The organism is Pseudomonas sp. NPDC099000 (assembly GCF_044759925.1).
Lineage (GTDB): Bacteria > Pseudomonadota > Gammaproteobacteria > Pseudomonadales > Pseudomonadaceae > Aquipseudomonas.
Map to the genome: position 1 here is coordinate 190535 of NZ_JBIWAF010000007.1, position 19443 is coordinate 209977.

16 protein-coding genes are annotated in these 19443 nt (G+C 59.3%); 6 read left to right on the top strand and 10 right to left on the bottom strand.

The genetic code is table 11. The features are described from left to right. Window positions 1-7: 7 nt before the first annotated feature. From ACIQV9_RS11890 to yaaA, 8 genes are all read right to left on the bottom strand, one after another. Entirely contained in the window at window positions 8-1456 is a 1449-nt protein-coding gene (locus ACIQV9_RS11890; protein WP_403101335.1) for an alginate O-acetyltransferase, read from the bottom strand. A 10-nt stretch (window positions 1457-1466) separates the two neighbouring features. Then, window positions 1467-3056, bottom strand: coding sequence for a mannuronan 5-epimerase AlgG (gene algG, locus ACIQV9_RS11895; RefSeq protein WP_403101336.1), 1590 nt, complete (start codon window positions 3054-3056; stop codon window positions 1467-1469). Window positions 3057-3082: 26 nt separating this feature from the next. After that, window positions 3083-4570, bottom strand: coding sequence for an alginate export family protein (locus ACIQV9_RS11900; RefSeq protein ID WP_403101338.1), 1488 nt, complete (start codon window positions 4568-4570; stop codon window positions 3083-3085). Continuing rightward, the gene (algK, locus tag ACIQV9_RS11905) at window positions 4567-5973 is read right to left on the bottom strand and encodes an alginate biosynthesis TPR repeat lipoprotein AlgK (RefSeq protein WP_403101340.1); all 1407 of its coding nucleotides are present in this window, start codon (window positions 5971-5973) and stop codon (window positions 4567-4569) included. Before algK ends, ACIQV9_RS11900 begins: the two co-directional genes overlap by 4 nt. A gap of 9 nt (window positions 5974-5982) precedes the next feature. After that, window positions 5983-7152: a PilZ domain-containing protein gene (locus ACIQV9_RS11910; RefSeq protein ID WP_403101342.1), complete on the bottom strand. Its 1170-nt coding sequence runs from the start codon at window positions 7150-7152 to the stop codon at window positions 5983-5985. Window positions 7153-7188: 36 nt separating this feature from the next. After that, window positions 7189-8670, bottom strand: a complete 1482-nt coding sequence (gene alg8 / locus ACIQV9_RS11915; protein ID WP_403101344.1) for a mannuronan synthase — start codon at window positions 8668-8670, stop codon at window positions 7189-7191. A gap of 163 nt (window positions 8671-8833) precedes the next feature. Then, window positions 8834-10150 carry a nucleotide sugar dehydrogenase gene (locus ACIQV9_RS11920; protein WP_219095791.1) on the bottom strand — a complete coding sequence of 439 codons (1317 nt, stop codon included), beginning with the start codon at window positions 10148-10150 and terminating at the stop codon, window positions 8834-8836. 809 nt (window positions 10151-10959) lie between these two features. Beyond that, window positions 10960-11739 (bottom strand): peroxide stress protein YaaA, encoded by a 780-nt coding sequence (yaaA, locus tag ACIQV9_RS11925; RefSeq protein ID WP_403101346.1) that lies wholly within the window; start codon window positions 11737-11739, stop codon window positions 10960-10962. A gap of 254 nt (window positions 11740-11993) precedes the next feature. On the opposite strand from yaaA, the gene ACIQV9_RS11930 reads away from it, so the two are divergent. From ACIQV9_RS11930 to ACIQV9_RS11955, 6 genes are all read left to right on the top strand, one after another. Continuing rightward, the gene (locus ACIQV9_RS11930; protein WP_403101348.1) at window positions 11994-13118 is read left to right on the top strand and encodes a polysaccharide deacetylase family protein; all 1125 of its coding nucleotides are present in this window, start codon (window positions 11994-11996) and stop codon (window positions 13116-13118) included. Between the two features lie 348 nt (window positions 13119-13466). After that, window positions 13467-14861, top strand: a complete 1395-nt coding sequence (locus ACIQV9_RS11935; RefSeq protein WP_109628080.1) for a PhoH family protein — start codon at window positions 13467-13469, stop codon at window positions 14859-14861. A 239-nt stretch (window positions 14862-15100) separates the two neighbouring features. Beyond that, window positions 15101-15574, top strand: coding sequence for a cyclic pyranopterin monophosphate synthase MoaC (moaC, locus tag ACIQV9_RS11940; RefSeq protein WP_403101350.1), 474 nt, complete (start codon window positions 15101-15103; stop codon window positions 15572-15574). Next, window positions 15571-15813: a molybdopterin converting factor subunit 1 gene (gene moaD, locus ACIQV9_RS11945; RefSeq protein ID WP_403101352.1), complete on the top strand. Its 243-nt coding sequence runs from the start codon at window positions 15571-15573 to the stop codon at window positions 15811-15813. The genes moaC and moaD overlap by 4 nt, the downstream gene beginning before the upstream one ends. A 1-nt stretch (window position 15814) precedes the next feature. Further along, entirely contained in the window at window positions 15815-16267 is a 453-nt protein-coding gene (gene moaE / locus ACIQV9_RS11950; RefSeq protein ID WP_403101354.1) for a molybdopterin synthase catalytic subunit MoaE, read from the top strand. 308 nt (window positions 16268-16575) lie between these two features. Beyond that, complete coding sequence (locus ACIQV9_RS11955; RefSeq protein ID WP_403101356.1) at window positions 16576-17352, top strand: ABC transporter substrate-binding protein; 777 nt, start codon at window positions 16576-16578, stop codon at window positions 17350-17352. 133 nt (window positions 17353-17485) lie between these two features. Here ACIQV9_RS11955 and ACIQV9_RS11960 read toward each other — a convergent pair whose 3' ends face one another. Then, complete coding sequence (locus tag ACIQV9_RS11960) at window positions 17486-18127, bottom strand: transcriptional regulator (RefSeq protein WP_403101358.1); 642 nt, start codon at window positions 18125-18127, stop codon at window positions 17486-17488. A gap of 90 nt (window positions 18128-18217) precedes the next feature. Next, window positions 18218-19345 (bottom strand): NAD(P)/FAD-dependent oxidoreductase, encoded by a 1128-nt coding sequence (locus ACIQV9_RS11965; RefSeq protein WP_403101360.1) that lies wholly within the window; start codon window positions 19343-19345, stop codon window positions 18218-18220. Window positions 19346-19443 lie beyond the last annotated feature (98 nt).

Sequence of the window (19443 nt, forward strand, 5' to 3'; positions counted from 1 at the left end):
AGTTGCCTCATTGCCCGGTCTGGGCGGTACGCTGCCCAGCGCCAGGGAACACGTTGCGTTTGCAGATTTTCGCTTCGACTTTCTGTGGCGTGGCACCCGCTTCAGGGCCCTGGATTTCGACGGCCAGCAGATTCTGCGTGGCCCAGTCTTCGTCCGTACGCAACTCAAAGGCAAAGCGCCCGTCGGTGTCGGAAGTTTCCGGTTTTTCGATTTTGATGTCCTCGTGGCGACCGTTCATGTACCAGAGGGTGGCTTGCAGAGTTTTCACCGACGGATCGGCGAAGCGGATGTCGACCTGGTGACTGCCGTTTTGCAGGTTCAGGTTCTTGCTGTTGACCATCAATTCGTTCTTGCCCGGTTTCAACGTGGTGCTGCCGGTCATCTGTGCATCCTTTCCTTCGCAACCGTTGTCCAGCAGCGCCATCATCTGGCGGTAGATGGTTTCCTGGTCGAGGCGATAGAGCGGCGAGAATTCCCAGATCAGAATCTTCGGCGGCTTGGTCTGGAACTCTTCGCTGCCCAGGTACTGCAGCATCGAACCTTCCAGGCCACCGCCGGGGAACGCCACGTTGAGGATGTCGGCGCCGATGGCCTCTTCGAGGAAACCGGCGAAGTTGTAGTTCTTGCCACTGTGGCTGGTACCGACCAGGGTGATCTCTGGATTGCCGGAGTCACTGAACAGGTCGCCGTCAGCTGCTTCGCCCTTGGGCTCGGTGGTGAACTGATCCATGTACTGGATCGCGTAGCTGGTGCCACAGAGTTGACCGGCCATGTTGTGTAATGTTCCGGTCTTGCCCATGCGACCCGACTTATGGCTCTCGAATTCGCGCTTGGGAATGTCAGCGAACTCAGGCAATTGCTTGATTTTCTCGCCGACGATTTTCGCCGTGCGCTGGGCGCCATACGGCGTCCAGTGTTGGTCGCCGCGGAAGTAGAAGTCGTGGGCCGGCAAGGTGTCGGGCAGCGATTCGTTGGTCAGCGGCGACAGGTCCGGAACCACATAACCCATGGCGGCAAAACGCCCGAGCATGGTCTTGTAGTTCTTCAATGCCTTGTCGAAATCGAATTTGGCTTTGTCTTCCGGATTGAGCTTGTTGCGGTTCACCAGGCCACGGGTCGGCTGGTAAACGACGACCAGTTCGATGCCTTTGCTCTTGAACGCATCGTGCAACTCTTTCATGCGTTTGTAGCCGGCGGGCGTGGTGTCGAATTCGGTGCGCAAGTCTTCCTGGGTACGGAACAACCAGTCGCCCTGAGCCTGCACCAGCGTGGTGAAGTTCTGCTGATAGCGCGTGGTGTAGTTCTTCGCGTCGTGGGCTGCGGGGCACAGGTTGCAGCACGGTTCGGCACTGAAGGCCGGTGCTTTGGCTTCATCGGCACGGACGCCGGCGCTGGCCGCGAGAATGCCGGCGGTCAGGGCCGACAGGCTGAGTAATTTGATCAAGTGTGGGTGCATAAAATTATCCTCAGTCCTGCATTTCGGTCTGGCGTTCGACAGGGTCGATCAGCACGGCTTTCTGCTGGCGCACCAGCAGGTCGAGAATTTCATCCTGGCGCTCGCCAAGAATCCCGTTGAAGCTGATGCCACTGGATTTGGTCGGCGCGAGCATGGACACGCGATACAACTCGACGCTCAGCGGCGAGTCGATGGACAGCGGTCCGCTGCCGTTGCCGGCCAGTTCGCCGCCGACGATGATCAGCGAGACCTGGGCGTCGAACGGGTCGAGCTTGATGTCCCGATCGGTGTCGCTCAGGTCCTTGATGTGGCCGTAGACTCCGGTCAGGCCGTTGGCCATGGCGAGGTTTTCGTAGAGACGGATGTTCACGCTGTTACGAATACGGATGCCGTGGCGACGGTTGCTGATCACCTTGTTGCCGTAAATCAGATTGTCGCCACTCTCGTAGAGGGTGATGCCGTCCGTGTGGTTCTTGTAGATCTCGTTGTAGGCGATCAGGTTGTTGACGCTGTTACGGTCGATCACCAGGCCCGACAACTTGTTGTCGTAGCTGCGGTTGTTGAAGATGAAGCTGTCGTTGACCTCACGGGAAATAATGATCCCGTGCTTCTTCTTGGTCCCGAAAACGGTGTTGTCGGCGATGATCAGACCGTGGGAACGGTCATGCGGGTCAATGCCGTAGACGATGTTGTCTTTGTAGGTGTTGCCCTTGACCACGAAGTCGCGGGTTTCGTAGCAGTAGAAGCCGTACCACATGTCCAAGAACTCGGAGCCGACGATCCAGCCGGTCGGTTCAGGGCGCTTGAGCACCTTGGCCATGTTCGGCGTGTATTGGGAAATACTCACGCCGTAGGACTTACTGTTGGCGTAGCCGAAGCTGGCGATCTTGCTGTTGGCGATGTAGGTCTCGGTGCCGCCCCAGGACAGCATGAACGGACGGAATTCCTTCGGCGACTTGAAGGCCGCCGGGCCGTTTGCCTTCTCGCTCCAGCCAGTGATTTTGGTATCGCGCACAAACAACTGGCCGTCGTTGACCAGGAACGAACCGGCCTCTTGGGACAGGCGCAGCTCCTGGGTCTGCTTGTCGATTTCCAGGATGCCTTTCTCGCCCACCACGATTGGCAACTTCGCCAGGAACACGCCCGGCGAGGTTTCGCTGAAGTACTGCTTGGGCAGCTTCTTGGCCAGATCCTTGAGGTTCATGTAGCCGTCGTCGACGAAGATCGCCTGCGGGATGCCGTGCTGACGCACCACCCATTCAGCCATCTTGTTGTCGCCGCCGATGAAGTCCTTCAGGGCGTTTTCCTGCATCATCCGGCGCACGCTGATTTTGCCAGCCTTGGTGCGCACGATTTTCGCGGCGATGGCTTCGGCGGTGTATCCGGAGGTGTCCGGCAGTTTCGGCGCAGCCAGTTCCAGTGGCTCGGTCGGTGCGCTGCTGACAGTGTAGGTCTTGGCCTGTTGCAGACCTTTGGCAATGGTCGCCGGCTGCCCTTTCTGCACGGGTGCGGCCGGCTCCGCGGTGGCGAAGGCCGCCGAGCTGGCCAGCAGCATCGCGCCGGCCAGCAAGGTCAACGAGCCTCTCTTCGGACTGGTCATGTGAGGAACTCCCTTCGCGGTTCGCATCAGAAGCGCCAGATCACGTCGATAAACGCGCGGTGCATGTACGAGTCGACGCCTTTGCCATACGCGTCGCCCGGCTTGAACACACCGCCACGCAAACGCACGAGGGCCGAAGGCTCATCGATCGACTGACTCAGGGAGGCCGGCAGCAGGCCTTGCTTGAAGTACTTGGTGACGACCACGTCCATTTCCTGGCCGAGGTCTTTGTTGCCATCTTCCAGCGGCAGGGAGGTGCTGGAGAGCACGGCGCCGGTCACGTCGTCGGTGTCGTTCTGCACGGCATTGATGCCGTTGCTGCCGACTGGCTTGTTGCCGTCGACACGCCAGAATTTGTGGTAGATCACACTGGCGTCGTATTCGTCGTTGAGCATCCACGAACCGAACAACGTCGCGGTCTGCATGTTGTTCATTTCGCCGCGGAAGGCTTCGCCGAAACGGTGAACACGGGAACGGGTACCGGTGTAGTTCGAGCGGTTACTTTCCAGGCCGTTCTGTTCGTAATCGGCACTGGCGCGGGCATAGGCTGCACCGACTTGCCATTGCGGATCGAGGCGCAGACGCACGCCCAGGTCAGTCGCCCAGCCATCGACGTTGCCGCTGGTCTTGGCTTGGGCTGGTGGGGTGCCATCGGCGTTCAGCGGGTTGACCGTGTCGCGGTCGCCGCTCATGCCGGTGACGCTGCCCCAGTAATTGACGGTGTTGGTGTTGCGCCAGTTGTAGGCATCGCTGTCGGCGGTCAGGCCGATCCAGCTGATGTCGCCGTTCTCTTTCTTGTCCAGAGAATCGGCGGGAACACCTGGCTCTGGATAGTCAAGCTTGCCGTCATCGTGGGTGTGATGACCGCGAATGCCGACCCAGTTGCCCGGCGTCCACTGATACGCCGCATCGGCGTAGGCGTGCAGGCGATCCTTGTCTTTGGGCGCGAGTTCGGTGAGGTCGGTGCGGTACTCGCTGAAGCGTTCGGCGACACCGGCGTTGGCGCGCAACAGAGTGGTGTCGAAGGTCCAGTTCAGGGCTTCGATGTTGGTGTCGCGCCATTGGCCGTCGTCGTTGCGCAGGCGCTGGCGACCGAGCTTGAGGATCTCGCCAGGGTACGGCGTCAGGCCGCTGTAGCCGACCCAGAACTCGCGCATCGCCAGGTAGTTTTTCTTGCTCTTGCGATCACCGTTGTCGGTGGCCTGGGTGCCGTCGCTGTCGGACTGCTGCAGGGTATCGGTCTCGATGATGTCGGTAGACGTCACGGCCTGACCCATCGCATAACCGCTCCACGCGCCGCTCTCGCCGTAGATCCATGGACGCAGGTCGAGACCGACGCCATTGACGTCGCCGCCGCTCGCCGTACCCAGGTCGGTATCGTCTTCGGACTGGGCGGTGATTTTCACGTCAAGGCCGTAGTTCTTGCTTTCAGTCAGGGCCGCCAGGGTCGGGCACGACCACAAGAGGGCGAATGACAGGCCAATACCGGCCTTCACGAATGGATTCAACTTCATAGGGATTCCTCGCCGTCTTCTTCTTGCAGGGCATGCAGTTCCAGCGTGTTCTGGCTCAAGGCACCACGAACGTCCTGTTCTTGTTTCAACAGGCGTTTGGCCTCGGCGAGCTGGGCAGGCGGCAGTTGGGCTTCGAGTGTTTGTGCAAGCTCGGTGGCTTGCGGGGTGTTCTGCGCCTTGGCCAATTGGCTGAAGACGTAAGCGTTAAGCGGGTCGGGCCGGGTGCCCTTGCCTTGGGAGAACAGTTGGGCAATGGCGAAGTCGGCGCTGTTCTGGCCGTTACGCGCAGCCTTGAGCAAGTGGTCCAGTGCTTTCTGCGAATAGACCTGGCCCAGGTAACCGCGACGGTAGATCTGGCCGAGGTAGTAATCGGCGGCCACTTCTCGGTCGACGGCTTTCTTGAAGTGTTCTTCGGCGGCCTTCGCGTCGGCCGGCACCATTTTGCCTTCGTAGTAGAGCTTGCCCAGCAACAGTTCGGCGCGCGGCTGGTCGGCGGCGCGGCCGTTGTCCAGGTACTTCATCATCGTGTCGACGTCGCCCAGTTCCGGGAAGTCGTAGAGCAATTGCGCGAGGCTGACCCAGGAAGCGGGGTAGCCCGGAGCGATGCCTTCGAGCAGCGACTGAGCGGTTTTCTCGTCGGTCTTGCCCAGGTTCGCATCGCCCAACACGCGAGCCACACTGTCGACACGTTGAGCGGTCACCGTGCCGCGAGCGTGAGCGGCTTGCATCTGCTTGATCAGTTCGGCCTGTTGCTCAGGCTTGGCCTGTTTCTGATAGACCGTGGCCAGTTCGACGTAGCAGATGTCCGTGGTGTTCAACGCGGCTTTGCAGATGGTTTCCACTTCGTCCAGGTGCTGGTCGTAAGTGCCCTGGGTGCGATAGAGCAGCACTTGGGCCAGGCCCGCTTCCGGCTTGCCTTCGGCGCGCCATTGGCTGATCTGCTGTTGCGCGTTGACGTTGGGGAAACTGTGCGGGTATTGCAGGTACAGCATCGCCAGCGGGATCAGGGTGTTGCCTTCGCCTGCGGCAGTGGCTTTCTTCAACAGGCCTTCGGCTTCGTGCTGTTCGGCTTCGGTGGAGCCGGGTTTGGCCACCAGCAGACGACCCAGGCGAGCCTGGGCCCGCGGCGAGACGCTGGCCGCGGCGCGGTAAGTCGCCTCGGCCTGCTTGATCTGCGCCGGATCACGGCTATCGACCTGGATATCGGCCAGGCCAACCTGTGCTTCGCTGTAACCCAGGTCTGCCAGTTGCTGATAGTTCTGCGCCGCCAGCGCGGTGTCGCCGCGCTTGAGGGCTTCGTTGGCCAGACGCTGGTCGGGCAGGCCGGCGCATCCGGCCAGGGCGATTGCCATGGCCAGAGTCAGCGGGACTGGCAGGATTCTGAGTGGGCTAGTCACGGGCATGTCCTCTGCTTAAATACCGGCGGCCATGGCTTTGTCGATCAGCCAGTTCAGGTTCGGACCACGGGTGCTGTTCACTTCAACCGGGCGACCGGCGAACTTGCTGTCGAGCGGCTCGTCTGGCTGGATCAGCACGCGGATGTCGGAGGAAAGGTCGGCGCTTTTCAGGCTGGTGCTGCTGACGATCTTGCCGCTGCGGGTTTTGTCTTCGCCGGCGATCTGGAAGCTGACCGTGCTGCCTGGCAGCACATCGCCGAACTGGCGATAGGAGAAGCGCGCTTCAACATTGGCTTCGCTGTTGCGCGGCACCAGTTGGAAGATCACGTCGCCTTTGCTGGCGTACTGACCGTTGGCGACCAGTTGCTGGGCCACGGTGCAATCGCACGGCGAGGTCAGGGTGCCGGTCATTTGCTTGCCGAACAGCTCTTCGACCTTGGCCGGTTGCAGTTGATTGTCGTCAAGATGACCCTTGAGCACATCGAGCATGCTGGTGCTGAACGTTGCAAGCGGCGCGCCTTTGGCGGCAACGCCGTCAGCCTTGATCAGGCTTTGCACGGTGCCGTCGCGCGGCATGGTGATGTTCATGCCTGCCACGCTGACCAGGCCTGCCTGGGCGTGGCTGACGAAGTACATGCCGTACACCGACTTGAAGATGAAACCGAACGCCGCCAGGCCGACGAGGAAAATCGCGAAGCTGAAGGTCACGGCACGCAGACGACCGAACGCGGTCATGCCGTGGCCGCCGTCCTTCATCTTGCGCGCCTTGGTGAAGTTGTCCCGCTGCAGGGTGGCCAGCACTTCACCCATGCTGACGATGTCGCCGGCCAGGTGCGAGGTGATCAGGTGACGCAGGGTGGAAATATCCTGGGGCTCCAGGTTCTGGAACTGGCAACCGATGCGGCCGGTCTGGCGGTCGACGGAGCGGATCAGCAATTCCACGTCCATGGCCAGACCGAGGTTATCGATGACGAATTGCAGGCGCGCCTTGTACACATCGCCGGTTTTCAGCGGCAGCTGACCGGCATTGAAGGCCAGGCCGCCAGCGGAGAGGTCGATCACTCGAGCTTCAACCGGGGTCCGGTCAGGACCATAGAAACGCAGCTTGGCCGGGATTTTCACTCGGGCGTGTTGGCGCTGGGCTTCTGACTCATGCACTACGTTGGCGTTGACGGCGGTATTCATAGGGGCGTTTTCCTGGTTAATTCAATAAGGGGGCGGTCAGACCATCATCAGCAGCACGGCAACAAAGATGCTGCCGGCGGAGAAGGTCATGGTCCGAGACGACCAAGTGTTGAACCAACGTTGAAAGCTGGCGAGATCACGGGTCAGGGAAGTGGGCTGGCGAGTCCAGGACTGTTGGTCGAGGCGGAAGAACACGTAGATCTTCACCAGCGCGCCAACGATCTGGTTGTAATAGAGAATCGCCGGGTAGGCCGGGCCGATCCGGTGACCGGACAACGACAGCAGCACGGTCAGGATCAGGCGGGTAATGCCGATCCACAGCAGGTACACCAGGATGAACGCGGTGCCGTACTTGAAGGACGCGATGATCGCGACCGTCAGGCCCAGCAACGAGGTCCACATCGACACGCGCTGATCGAACAGCACCACCGAGGTAAACAAGCCGAGGCGTTTAACCCCCAGGCCCAGGGCGCGGGCGTTCTGGCGCAGGTTGTTGCCGTACCAGCGGAACATCAGTTTGCGACTGGCCTTGATAAAGCTTTTTTCCGGCGGGTGTTCCACGGTGTGGATCGCGGCATCCGGCACGTAGAACGTGTCGTAGCCCAGGCGCATCAGGCTGAACCAGCTCGACTTGTCGTCACCGGTCAGGAACTTGAAGCGGCCCAGGCGCCAGTGTTGCAGCGAGTCGCTTTCCACGTCGGCGATGAAGTCCGGGTTGGTGACCACGGTCGCGCGGAATACCGACATCCGGCCGGTCATGGTTAGCACGCGCTTGGACAGGGCCATCGAGCACATGTTGATGTGGCGCTGGGCGAATCGCAGTTTGTGCCACTCGCTCATGATGTAGCCGCCGCGCACTTCGCAGAACTCGTTGGTGGTCAGGCCGCCGACATTGCCGAACAGCTGGAACCACGGCACGGTTTTGAGCACGGTGCCCTCGGCGAGCACGGTGTCGCCATCGATCACGGCCACCACGGCGCGGTCGTCCGGCAGGTGGCGGGAGATGGCGCGGAAACCGTAGGCCAGGCCATCACGCTTGCCGGTGCCGGGAATGCGCACGAAGTCGAGCTTGACCCGATCCGGCGGATTCATCTTCGTCCAAAGGCTTTTCACCAGCTTCTCATCGGACATTTCCACGATGGAGCAGACCATGGTGGTCGGCAGGCCGCAGTCGATCGCTTCGCGGATGACGGAGGCGTAGACCTGTGCGGTGGTCAGCGCGTCGATACGAAAACTGGTGACCATCAAGAACACATGGGACGGGTCTGCCGCTTTACCCAGCTTGCGCACTTTGCGCCGCAGGTGCGGGTAGACCACGTACAGAAACAGCATCCCACGCACAAAGTGCGTGGCGCCCATCGAGTAGCGCCAGATGCCGATGAAACCGATGAGGAAGATAAAGTCCTTCGAATCGGAATCGAATGTGGACGCAGGCAACGCCATGGCGATGCCCATCAATAAACTTAAGTAAAACAGCCAACCGGCGACCTGAAGTAGGCCGTGCTTTAGCCTGTGCATAATCTGCATCCGTCTCTATCTCGGGCGAGCCTGTGGGGTGGCCCGATGGGGTTAAGGCAGGCATAAAAACCGTAGGAGCGAGGCTTGCCCGCGAAGGCGGTGTGCGAGACACACCGCGTTGCGTGATTCGCCGGCAAGCCTGGCTCCTACAGGGAGCGGCTTGTTACCAGCAGATGCCTTCGGTGCGGCCGCTGACGCTGGTGGCTTTGGACATGAAGCCAACCAGGTCGACGACTTGCTTGCCGTGTGGAGCGTTCTGCGCCAGGGCGCGGAATTTCTCGTCACGGTTGCCGAGGATGATCACGTCGGAGTTGGCGATCACGTCGTCGAAGTCGGCGTTGAGCAAGGACGAGACGTGAGGGATCTTCGACTCGATGTAATCCTTGTTCGCGCCGTGGACACGGGCGTATTCGACGTTGCTGTCGTAAATGCTCAGGTCGTAACCCTTGCCGATCAGCATTTCCGCCAGATCCACCAGCGGGCTTTCGCGCAGGTCATCGGTGCCGGCTTTGAAGCTCAGGCCCAGCAGGGCGACTTTGCGTTTGTCGTGGCTGGAAACGATGTCGAAGGCGTTCTGCACCTGAGACTCGTTACTGCGCATCAGCGAATTCAGCAAAGGCGATTCCACGTCCAGAGCACCGGCGCGGTAGGTCAGGGCGCGCACGTCCTTCGGCAGGCACGAACCGCCGAACGCGAAGCCTGGGCGCATGTAGTACTGGGACAGGTTGAGGGTCTTGTCCTGGCAGACCACTTCCATCACTTCGCGACCGTCGACGCCGCACGCCTTGGCAATGTTGCCGATCTCGTTGGCGAAGGTCACTTTGGTGGCGTGCCACACGTTGCAGGTGTACTTGATCATTTCCGCAACAGCGATGTCCTTGCGGATGATCGGTGCGTCGAGCTCTTCGTACAGCGATTGCAGAACGTCGCCCGAGGCTTTGTCGAACTCACCGATGACGGTCATTGGCGGCAGGTCGTAGTCGGCGATCGCGGTGCTTTCACGCAGGAACTCAGGGTTCACTGCAACGCCGAAATCAACGCCGGCTTTCTTGCCGGAGCAGTCTTCGAGGATCGGGATGACAACGTTTGCGACAGTGCCCGGCAAAACGGTGCTGCGAACCACGATGGTGTGGCGGGTGGTCTTGTCACGCAGGACAAAACCGATCTCGCGGCACACGGCTTCGATGTAGTTCAGTTCCAGGTCGCCGTTCTTCTTGCTCGGCGTACCGACGCAGATCATCGACAGGTCGGTGTCGCGAATCGCTTCGGCGAAGTTGGTCGTGCCGCGCAATTTGCCCGTCTCGATACCCTTCTTCAGAAGTTCGCCCAGACCCGGTTCAACGATCGGCGAACGGCCGGCGTTGATCATATCGATTTTGTCTTTGGCAACATCGACGCCAACGACGTCATGGCCCCGTGCAGACAGGCAACCGGCACATACTGCGCCGACGTAACCCAAACCAAATATGCTGATGCGCATCGCAATTACCTCTGTGTTTATCAAGCCATTACATGGCCGGAGTTAATGGTGTCCAGCGGTATAGTGCACTCGCAAAGTGCGGCCTTACAGGCGCCACAGTGCCGCGTGCAGGCATACAAAGTTCCGAGTGTCTAAATAAGTGCACTCAAGATGTGCGCAACTAGGCCTTATTATTCTGATGTGCCCTGTTATGCAGCCGATCTTCTGGTCAGAAGACAGAATGCAAAGGTCTTGCGCGCTCGATGCCAGGCCAGAAGCCCGTAAATCAAGCGGTTGGGTGCTCAGGTGAGCACGTTTATAGGGGCGCTGCCTTGGCCTTGAAGGGGATATTGATCAGCGTATCTCCTGTCCTTTCTGTGTTGCCCAAATTAGAGACCCAGTCTGCAAAAGTTAATGTGACAACTTCGCTACGTGACGCTCTTCTCTGCGTAAGTTATCTCGTACATGCATTGAGAGAATCGTTACCGGTGGTATGAGCTACGCATTTGGACATAGTTCCAGTCCGCCCATCGCGAATTCTGAAATTTCTTGAAATATTGAGAAAGATGGCACTGCTTTCAGATTGATAGCACTTGCCGTTTGGCCCTTTATATATAGGCTTATTATCGCGTCAGATAGTTTTGTGCCACTACCGATAAAAATTTTCAGTGCCACTACTGAAAAAAATCATCACAGTCGAGTGAAACAATAGTTAGAAAATTGTGCGATGTTTTTTTGGCGCCAATATATCGGCGAATAAGGCGGGGAATTGTTGGACGATCAGACGGCGGCGCACGACGATTTTTCGCTGTCGTGCACCAACCGGGTGCTTATTCTGGCGCGTGATCGCGCAGGAATACCAAATGGTCCGGTTTGGACTGCTCGGCGCTGTAACGATAGCCTTGAACATCGAACTGTTTGAGGTCTGCCGGGTCGTTGACGCGCTCTTCAATGACAAAACGACTCATCATTCCGCGCGCTTTTTTCGCGTAGAAGCTGATGATCTTGTATTGGCCGTTCTTCAGGTCCTTGAAGTCGGTATTAATGATGCGCGCGTTCAGGGCATTGCGTTTGACCGCCGAGAAGTACTCGTTGGAGGCCAGGTTCAACAACACGTCGTCGCCCTGATCGGCCAGGGCTTCGTTCAGCCATTCGCTGATCCGGGTGCCCCAGAACGCATACAGATCCTTGCCACGGGCATTCGCCAGTTTGGTGCCCATCTCCAGACGATACGGTTGCATCAGATCCAGAGGGCGCAGCAGGCCGTACAGACCTGAGAGCATGCGCAAGTGCTGTTGCGCGTAATCGAAATCGGCTTCGCTGAAGGTTTGTGCGTTGAGGCCGGTGTACACGTCACCCTTGAAGGCGAGCAATGCCTGCTTGGCGTTTTCCGGTGTGAAGGCTGGCGTCCAGCTGCCGAAACGCGCGGCGTTGAGGCCGCCGATCTTGTCGGAGACGTGCATCAATTCACTGATCTGCGCTGGCGTCAGGTCGCGCAGCTGCATGATCAGCTCCTGGGAATGGTCGAGGTATTGCGGCTGGGTGAAGCGCTGGGTCGCCGGCGGTGTTTCGTAGTCGAGGGTCTTGGCGGGGGAAATCACCATCAGCATGAAGTCGTCTCCTTTAATCGTGGGCGCGATTCTAGGGGGTTGGGCCGGTTGACTCCAGCTATCAGCGTCATAGGTGATCGGTGGTTTTGCATAAACCCCTGTAGGAGCGAGGCTTGCCCGCGAAGGCGGTTTGTCAATCACTGATGATTAGACTGATACACCGCCTTCGCGGGCAAGCCTCGCTCCTACAGGAGATCGTGGGCAGCACCGGATCAGCTATAGTGCCGCGCGGGTTTTGTTATGGAGACATCCCATTGCGTATCGTTTTTCTATTATCGGCCTGGTTCTTGAGTTTCGGCGCCATGGCGGCACCGGGCGATGTGGCGACGCTTGATCGCAGCACCTGGCCGGAGCAGCTCAGCAGCCCGACGCTGTTCGACGTGGCCTCGCGTGCCGAAATCCTCATGTTCGCGCGCGTACTGCTCGCCAGCGAGTCGCTGGATGAAGCGAGCCTGGCCCAAGGCCTGGGCCTGCGCAAGATCAATCTGGAGGCCGTCAACAACCTGCGCCAGCGCCTGTGGCAGCGCCTGCTCACCAACTACAACTTCGCCCAGCAGAGCTGTGATCAGGATGCCTCGTTCTGTTTCCTCGTTGAGGACATGGACACCCTGCGTCAGCAAGCGGCCAAGTTTCAGGTCAGCGACGACAGCTATTACATAAAGTGGTCGGAGCCGAGCCGGTTGTTCCACGCCCAATACCTCGACGAGCAACTGCGCAAGGCTGCGCTGTTTCCACAGAGCAGCAGCGAAGTCGATCGTTTTGGCGACTATGAGCGCAACGGCGACGAGATGCATGACCGGCTGTTTTTGCTGACGTTCGACAGCGCCGCCAATGTCACGCCGGACAACACTGGCTGGGTTACGGAGTACCTGCGCAAGTCCAACATGAGTGGCACCTTCTTCGTGCTGGGCAAAGACATCCAGGCGCGTCTGGCCGAGCGCTCGGTGGCCAGTCTGCAAGCGACGTACTCAACGCAGTGCATCGGCGTGCAAGGCTGGGAGTTTCGCTCCCACAGCCACTGGCAGGACTGGCAGGACTCGGTGCGCCGTAGCGTCGAGCTGGTCAAAAGCAAACTGCCGGAGAATTACATGCCGCTGTTTCGCCCGCCCGATGGCCAGCGTCGTTCGGATGCCGAAGGCTTCTTCAAGGCTCAGGGTTTGCAGGTGGCGTTGTGGGACATCGATGCCCAGGATGGCGCCGGCAAGCTCAAGGGCAACCCGAGCGCGCAGCGCGTGTTGACGCTGATGCTGCTGTGGCGGCACGGGGTAATCAACTTCAATGTGAAGCAGGATGCCGTCAAAACGGCGATGCCCTGGCTTATCACGCAAACGGCGCAAAGCGGGATCGGTTGGGAGGACTGTCAGGACGCGTTTCGTTGAAACCGTAAAAAGCCCGGAATCATTGGGGAGGAGGGGAAGTCGGGGTGATTTTCGAGCAGATTTCGATGCAGGCGGACTTCCGACTTTAACGGGGTGATGGCCATCCGCCTAGTGCTATTGGTCACTCTGAAAAATAAACTTCAAAAAAACGTCAAAGTACTTTTTTCTGTCATGGGTTTTGGAGTATTACGAAGACAGACCGCCGAAACCTGCAACACAGGTGGCGTCTTCCAAGACCCAGCTATGGATGCAGTTCACTTGAGTCCCAACAGGTGAATTCGGTGGCCACATCGAGGCGCAGCACTGTCACGGTATTGCGTCGACTGGCTCCCACAAAGGTGACCGAGTATGGATGATCACGGACGTAGTTCTTCCTCCAACCAGCCAATCCTTTATGTACTCGATACCAACGTATTGATTCACGATCCAAACGCCCTGCTTAACTTCGAAGAACACCACGTTGCCATCCCGATGACCGTGCTTGAGGAGCTGGACAAGCTCAAGAGCGGGCATCACAGCGTGGCTGCGGAATGCCGTCAGGCGATTCGCCTGATCGACAAGACCCTGGGCGATGCCAGCCCTGAAGACGTCGAGCTTGGCGTACCGATCCAGCGTGGCAAAAGTGGGCCAAAGGGTTTGCTGTCAATTCTGATGAGCAAGCGTGCCGAGCCGAACATCATTCTTCCTGAACACCTGAACGACAACATCATCATCAACCAGTTGATCGACTTGCACGCGCGCGAACCCAAGCTGCCCGTGGTGCTGGTCACCAAAGACATCAACATGCGCCTCAAGGCCCGGGCGTGCGGGATCGCGGCCGAGGACTACAGCACCGACCAATTGGTCGATGACGTATCGCTGCTGCCCAACGGTTACCACAACATGGACGGCTCCTTCTGGGATCGCGTGAAGAATGTCGAAACCCGTCAGGACCACGGTCGCACCTGGCATCAGGTGCAACTGATCGACAACCTGCCGGCTGTGCATATCAATGAGTTCATTATCGACGAACAGGGTTTTGTCGGCTGGATCAAGGAGATCGAGGAAGACCGCCTGCTGATTCTCGACCTGCATCAGGAACCCCTGTTGCACCAGGAAGCCTGGGGCCTGAAACCGCGTGACATCTATCAAAGCCTGGCGCTGTATGCCTTGCTCGATCCGGATATCCACCTGGTCAACCTGACCGGGGCCGCCGGCTCGGGTAAAACCATCCTGGCCCTGGCGGCGGCGATCGAGCAGACCATGGTCAGCAAGCGCTACCGCCGGATCATCGCGACGCGCAGCGTGCAGGGCCTGGACCAGGAGATCGGTTTCCTGCCCGGCACCGAAGCGGAAAAAATGGAGCCTTGGCTGGGCGCCATCACCGACAACCTCGAAGCCTTGCACATGGATGACGAAAACACCCATGGCAGCGTCGATTACATCCTCAGCAAAGTGCCGTTGCAGTTCAAATCCCTCAACTACATTCGAGGCCGCAGCTTCCAGCAAAGCCTGATTTTGATCGATGAATGCCAGAACCTGACACCGCACCAGATGAAAACCATCATCACCCGTGCCGGCGCAGGTTCCAAAGTGGTGTGCCTGGGCAACCTGGCGCAGATCGACACCCCTTACCTGTCCGCGACCAGCTCCGGGCTGACGTACCTGACCGAACGCTTCAAGGATTTCCCCAACGGTGTGCACATCACCCTGCAAGGGGTGCCACGTTCGATTCTGGCCGAATACGCCGAATCGCATTTGTAAGCGCGTCACCAGAACCGGGCGGCCGCAAAAGCCGCCCGGTTTTTTATGCCCAACCCAAAACCCTTGTAGGAGCGAGGCTTGGCCGCGAAGACGGCGGCACATTCAACATCAATCTGTCTGACACGCCGCCTTCGCGGGCAAGCCTCGCTCCTACAGGGGAATGCAGTAATCCGATAATCAAGCGTGCGGAAAATTGACCCGCAGGTTTACAATCGACGCTCCTGATCAGGAGTAACCCTGTGCTGACTCATCTCGATTCCCAAGGTCGCGCCAACATGGTCGACGTCACCGAAAAAGCCGTGACGTTCCGTGAAGCGACGGCCCAAGCGCTGGTGCGCATGCTGCCTGAAACCCTGCAGATGATCGTCAGCGGCGGTCACCCCAAGGGTGATGTGTTCGCCGTGGCGCGCATTGCCGGCATTCAAGCGGCGAAGAAGACCAGCGATCTGATCCCGCTGTGCCATCCGCTGATGCTCACCGGCGTCAAGGTCGAGCTCAGTGCCGAAGGCGATGACACCGTGCGCATCGTCGCGCGTTGCAAGTTGTCCGGGCAGACCGGCGTCGAGATGGAAGCGCTGACGGCCGCAAGTGTCGCCGCGCTGACGATCTACGACATGTGCAAGGCCGTGGACCGCGGCATGACCATCGAAAGCGTGCGGCTGCTGGAAAAACTCGGCGGCGAGAGCGGCCATTTCCAGGCAGATCAGCCATGAACGTCACCGTGAGGTTTTTTGCCCGCTACCGCGAAGCGCTTGGCGTGGATTCGGTCAAGGTTGAAGGCGATTTCACCACGGTCGACGATGTGCGTGCGCTGCTGGCTCAGCGTGACGGTGCCGAGGTGCTGAGCGAGCAGAACCTGATGTGCGCCCGCAACGAGGACCTGTGCCAGCTCGACGAACCGGTGACTGACGGCGATGAAGTGGCATTCTTTCCGACCGTGACCGGGGGCTGACATGGCGATTCGCGTGCAGTCCACGTCCTTCGATCCGGGTGCTGAAGTCAATGCCATGCACGCCGCCAATGTCGGCGTTGGGGCGGTGGTGAGTTTTGTCGGCTACGTGCGCGACTTCAATGACGGGCTCGATGTGGCCGGAATGTTTCTCGAACACTATCCGGGCATGACCGAAAAGGCCCTCGGCAAAATCGCCCTTGAGGCTGAACAGCGTTGGCCGCTGCTCAAGCTTGAAGTACTGCACCGGATCGGCGCCCTGGAACCGGGTGAACCAATCGTCTTCGTCGGCGCCGCCAGCGCCCACCGCCAGGCAGCGTTCGATGCCTGCGCCTTTGTCATGGACTACCTGAAAACCCGTGCGCCGTTCTGGAAGAAGGAAAACACCCGTGACGGGCCGCGTTGGGTGGAAGGGCGTGACAGCGATCATGCGGCGGCGGATCGCTGGAAGCCGTAAACAACCTGTTGTTTTGTTGTCGACAGGTCTGGCCCCATCGCGAGCAGGCTCACTCCCACAGTTGATCTCCATGAACACAAAATCTGTGTACGACATAGATCCCTTGTAGGAGCGAGCCTGCTCACGAAGGGCCATTCGCATCACCCAATATCTTCCTGACACACCACCCGACCATCGGCCATAACCCCGATTGACGACTTATACATAAAAGTCCAGTATGGAATTACAAGTACAAAAAAAGGCGGTTCCCCCGCTTCAGCTCTTTCTTCTGTCTTGCCAAACCAACAACAACCCGCGAGAGAACGAACATGAAGAAACTCCCCCTCATCACCGGTCTGGCGCTGAGCCTGTTGGCGTGCAGCACGCTGTTCGCCGCCGACAAAACCTTGCGCATCGGCATCGAAGCTGCTTATCCGCCCTTCGCGTCGAAAACCGAAAAGGGCGAGATCGTCGGTTTCGACTACGACATCGGTAATGCCCTGTGCGCGCAGATGAAGGTCAAGTGTGTGTGGGTCGAGGGCGAATTCGACGGTCTGATTCCTTCCCTGAAAGTGAAGAAAATCGACATGGCGCTGTCGTCCATGACCATCAATGAAGACCGCAAGAAGTCGGTGGATTTCTCCCACAAGTACTACTTCACTTCATCGCGTCTGGTGATGAAGGAAGGCGCGGCCGTGGATGACCAGTACGCCAGCCTCAAGGGCAAGACGGTCGGTGTGCAGCGTGCAACCACCACCGACCGTTACGCCACCGAGGTGTTTGAACCTAAGGGCATCAACGTCAAGCGCTACAGTAACAACGAAGAAATCTACATGGACCTGGCAGCCGGTCGCCTCGATGCCATTTTTGCCGACACCATTCCACTGAGTGACTTCCTGGCGATGCCGCGTGGCAAGGGCTATGCCTTTGTCGGGCCGGAGTTGAAGGATCCGAAATACGTGGGCGAGGGCGCCGGGATTGCGGTGCGCAAGGGCAATAGCGAGTTGGTCGCTGAATTGAACACGGCCATCGACGGTATTCGCGCCAGCGGCGAGTATCAGAAGATTTCCGAGAAGTACTTCAAGTCCGACATCTACGGCGACTGATCAATTGCTTTCGCGGGCAAGCCTCGCTCCTACAGGGTTTCGCGACGTTCATCCATCGAATGAACAACACTGAAACTGTAGGCGCGAGGCTTGCCCGCGAAGAGGCCCGTTCAGCCAGCGCACATCTCAGGCGTTAACCCTTCAATTCCTTCAAATGCTTGTAAACAGTCGCCCGTCCCATGTTCAGCACATTGGCCACATAGTTCGAAGCGCTTTTACCCTTGAAGGCCCCTTCGGCGTGCAAAGCCAACACCAGTTCGCGTTTGTGGTCGCGCGTCAGCAGGTTCAGGCTCAGCTGACGCTCGCGCAGCCAGGCGTGCAGAAACGTATTGATGCGCTCCTGCCAGTCATCGCGAAACAGTGAGTCCGGCTGCGGGATCAGCTTGCTCGGCGACAGGAACAGATCCAGCGCCGCCTTCGCGTTTTCGAACAACGAAATATTCAGGTTGATGCACAGCACCGCCAGCGGATGACCTTCGCTGTCGCGCAAGACACTGCTCAGGCTGCGAATCTTCTGGCCATCCCAATTGAGCTTTTCGTATGGCCCGATGTTTCGTTCGCTGACATCGTCGCTGAGCATGTCCTCCAGTGCCGAATCATCACCGATTTCCCGCTTGGACAGGTTGTTGGCGATGTAATCGACCTTCTGCGTGCGCAGGTCATGCAGCACCACTTCGGCGTGGGGGAAGAACAGCGTTGCGATGGCGTCGGCGATCGCACGGTAGTTGTCCAGAGAGGTGTTATCCACAGCCGGGTCTTTTTCAGGTGCGTTCATACAGTGGAACTCCAGGCAGCGTCAGCGCCCTGCAAAAAGGGCGCTGGAAGTTTGCCGCAATCGTGTCGACACGTCACCTGAGGGCGACAATCAGCCCAGGCGAGCAGGGGAGAGCATCTCGGCGTCCAGGCCGAAACGGCTGAGCTGATCCGGCAAGGCTTCACCGCGTACCAGCGCAGCGCTGGCCTGGCCCATGGCCGGTGAAGTCTGGATGCCGTAACCGCCCTGTGCCGCGACCCAAAACAGCCCCGGCACTTGCCGATCGAAGCCACTGATCAAATCGCCATCGCTGACGAAGCTGCGCAGGCCAGCCCAGGTGCGGGTCGGGCGGCGGATGGTCAGGGTGGTGGCTTCTTCGATCTGGTAGATGCCCATGGCGATGTCCAGCTCTTCAGGTTGCACGTCGTGTGGTTCCACCGGGTCGGCATTGGCCGGCGAGCCGAGGAACATCCCGGCATCGGGTTTCATGTAGAACGATTCGTCGAGGCTGACCAGCATCGGCCAATGGTGGATATCCACGCCCTCGGGGCCGGCGAAAATGAACGCCGCACGCCGTTTCGGTTGCAGTCCCAGCGGTTTGGCGCCGGCCATCTCGCCGATCTTGTCGGCCCACGCGCCTGCCGCGTTGATGATGACCGGTGCGCTGAAGGTCTGACCGTTGGTTTGGACCTGCCACAGGCCTTCGGCGTCACGGTTAAGGCCCAGCACTTCGCAGTCGGTATGCACTTCGCTTTTGTTGCGCCGGATGCCACGCAGGTAACCCTGGTGCAGGGCGTCGGTGTCGATGTCGCTGGCGGTCGGATCGTAGATTGCGCCATGGACTTTTTCCCGGCGCAGGATCGGCAGGCGCGCACAGGCTTCGTCGGCACTGAGCAGTTGCATCTCTGCCACCGTGGCCTTGGCGCTCAGGTATTGATTGTTCAGCTCGGCGGGGTCGCCGGTGAAATCCACGGTCATCTCGCCGCGCGGGGTCAGCAGCGGGTGTTCGCAGAAACCGCTGGGCGGCGCGTCGAAGAAGTCGCGACTGGCCTGGGTCAGCGCCCGAACCTGCGGTGTGCCATACGCGGCGGTATAGAGCGCGGCGGAGCGTCCGGTGGAGTGATAGGCCGGATGGGATTCGCGTTCGAGCACAATCACACGGGCGTGCTGCGACAGCCAGAAACCGGTGGAAGCGCCGGCAATCCCGCCGCCGATGATGATGAAATCTGCCTGGCTCATGAACGTCTCCTGTCGAGCGCAAATAAAGATCCCCTGTAGGAGCGAGGCTTGCCCGCGAAGGCGGTGTGTCAGGAGGCATAATTTAAACTGACAGACCG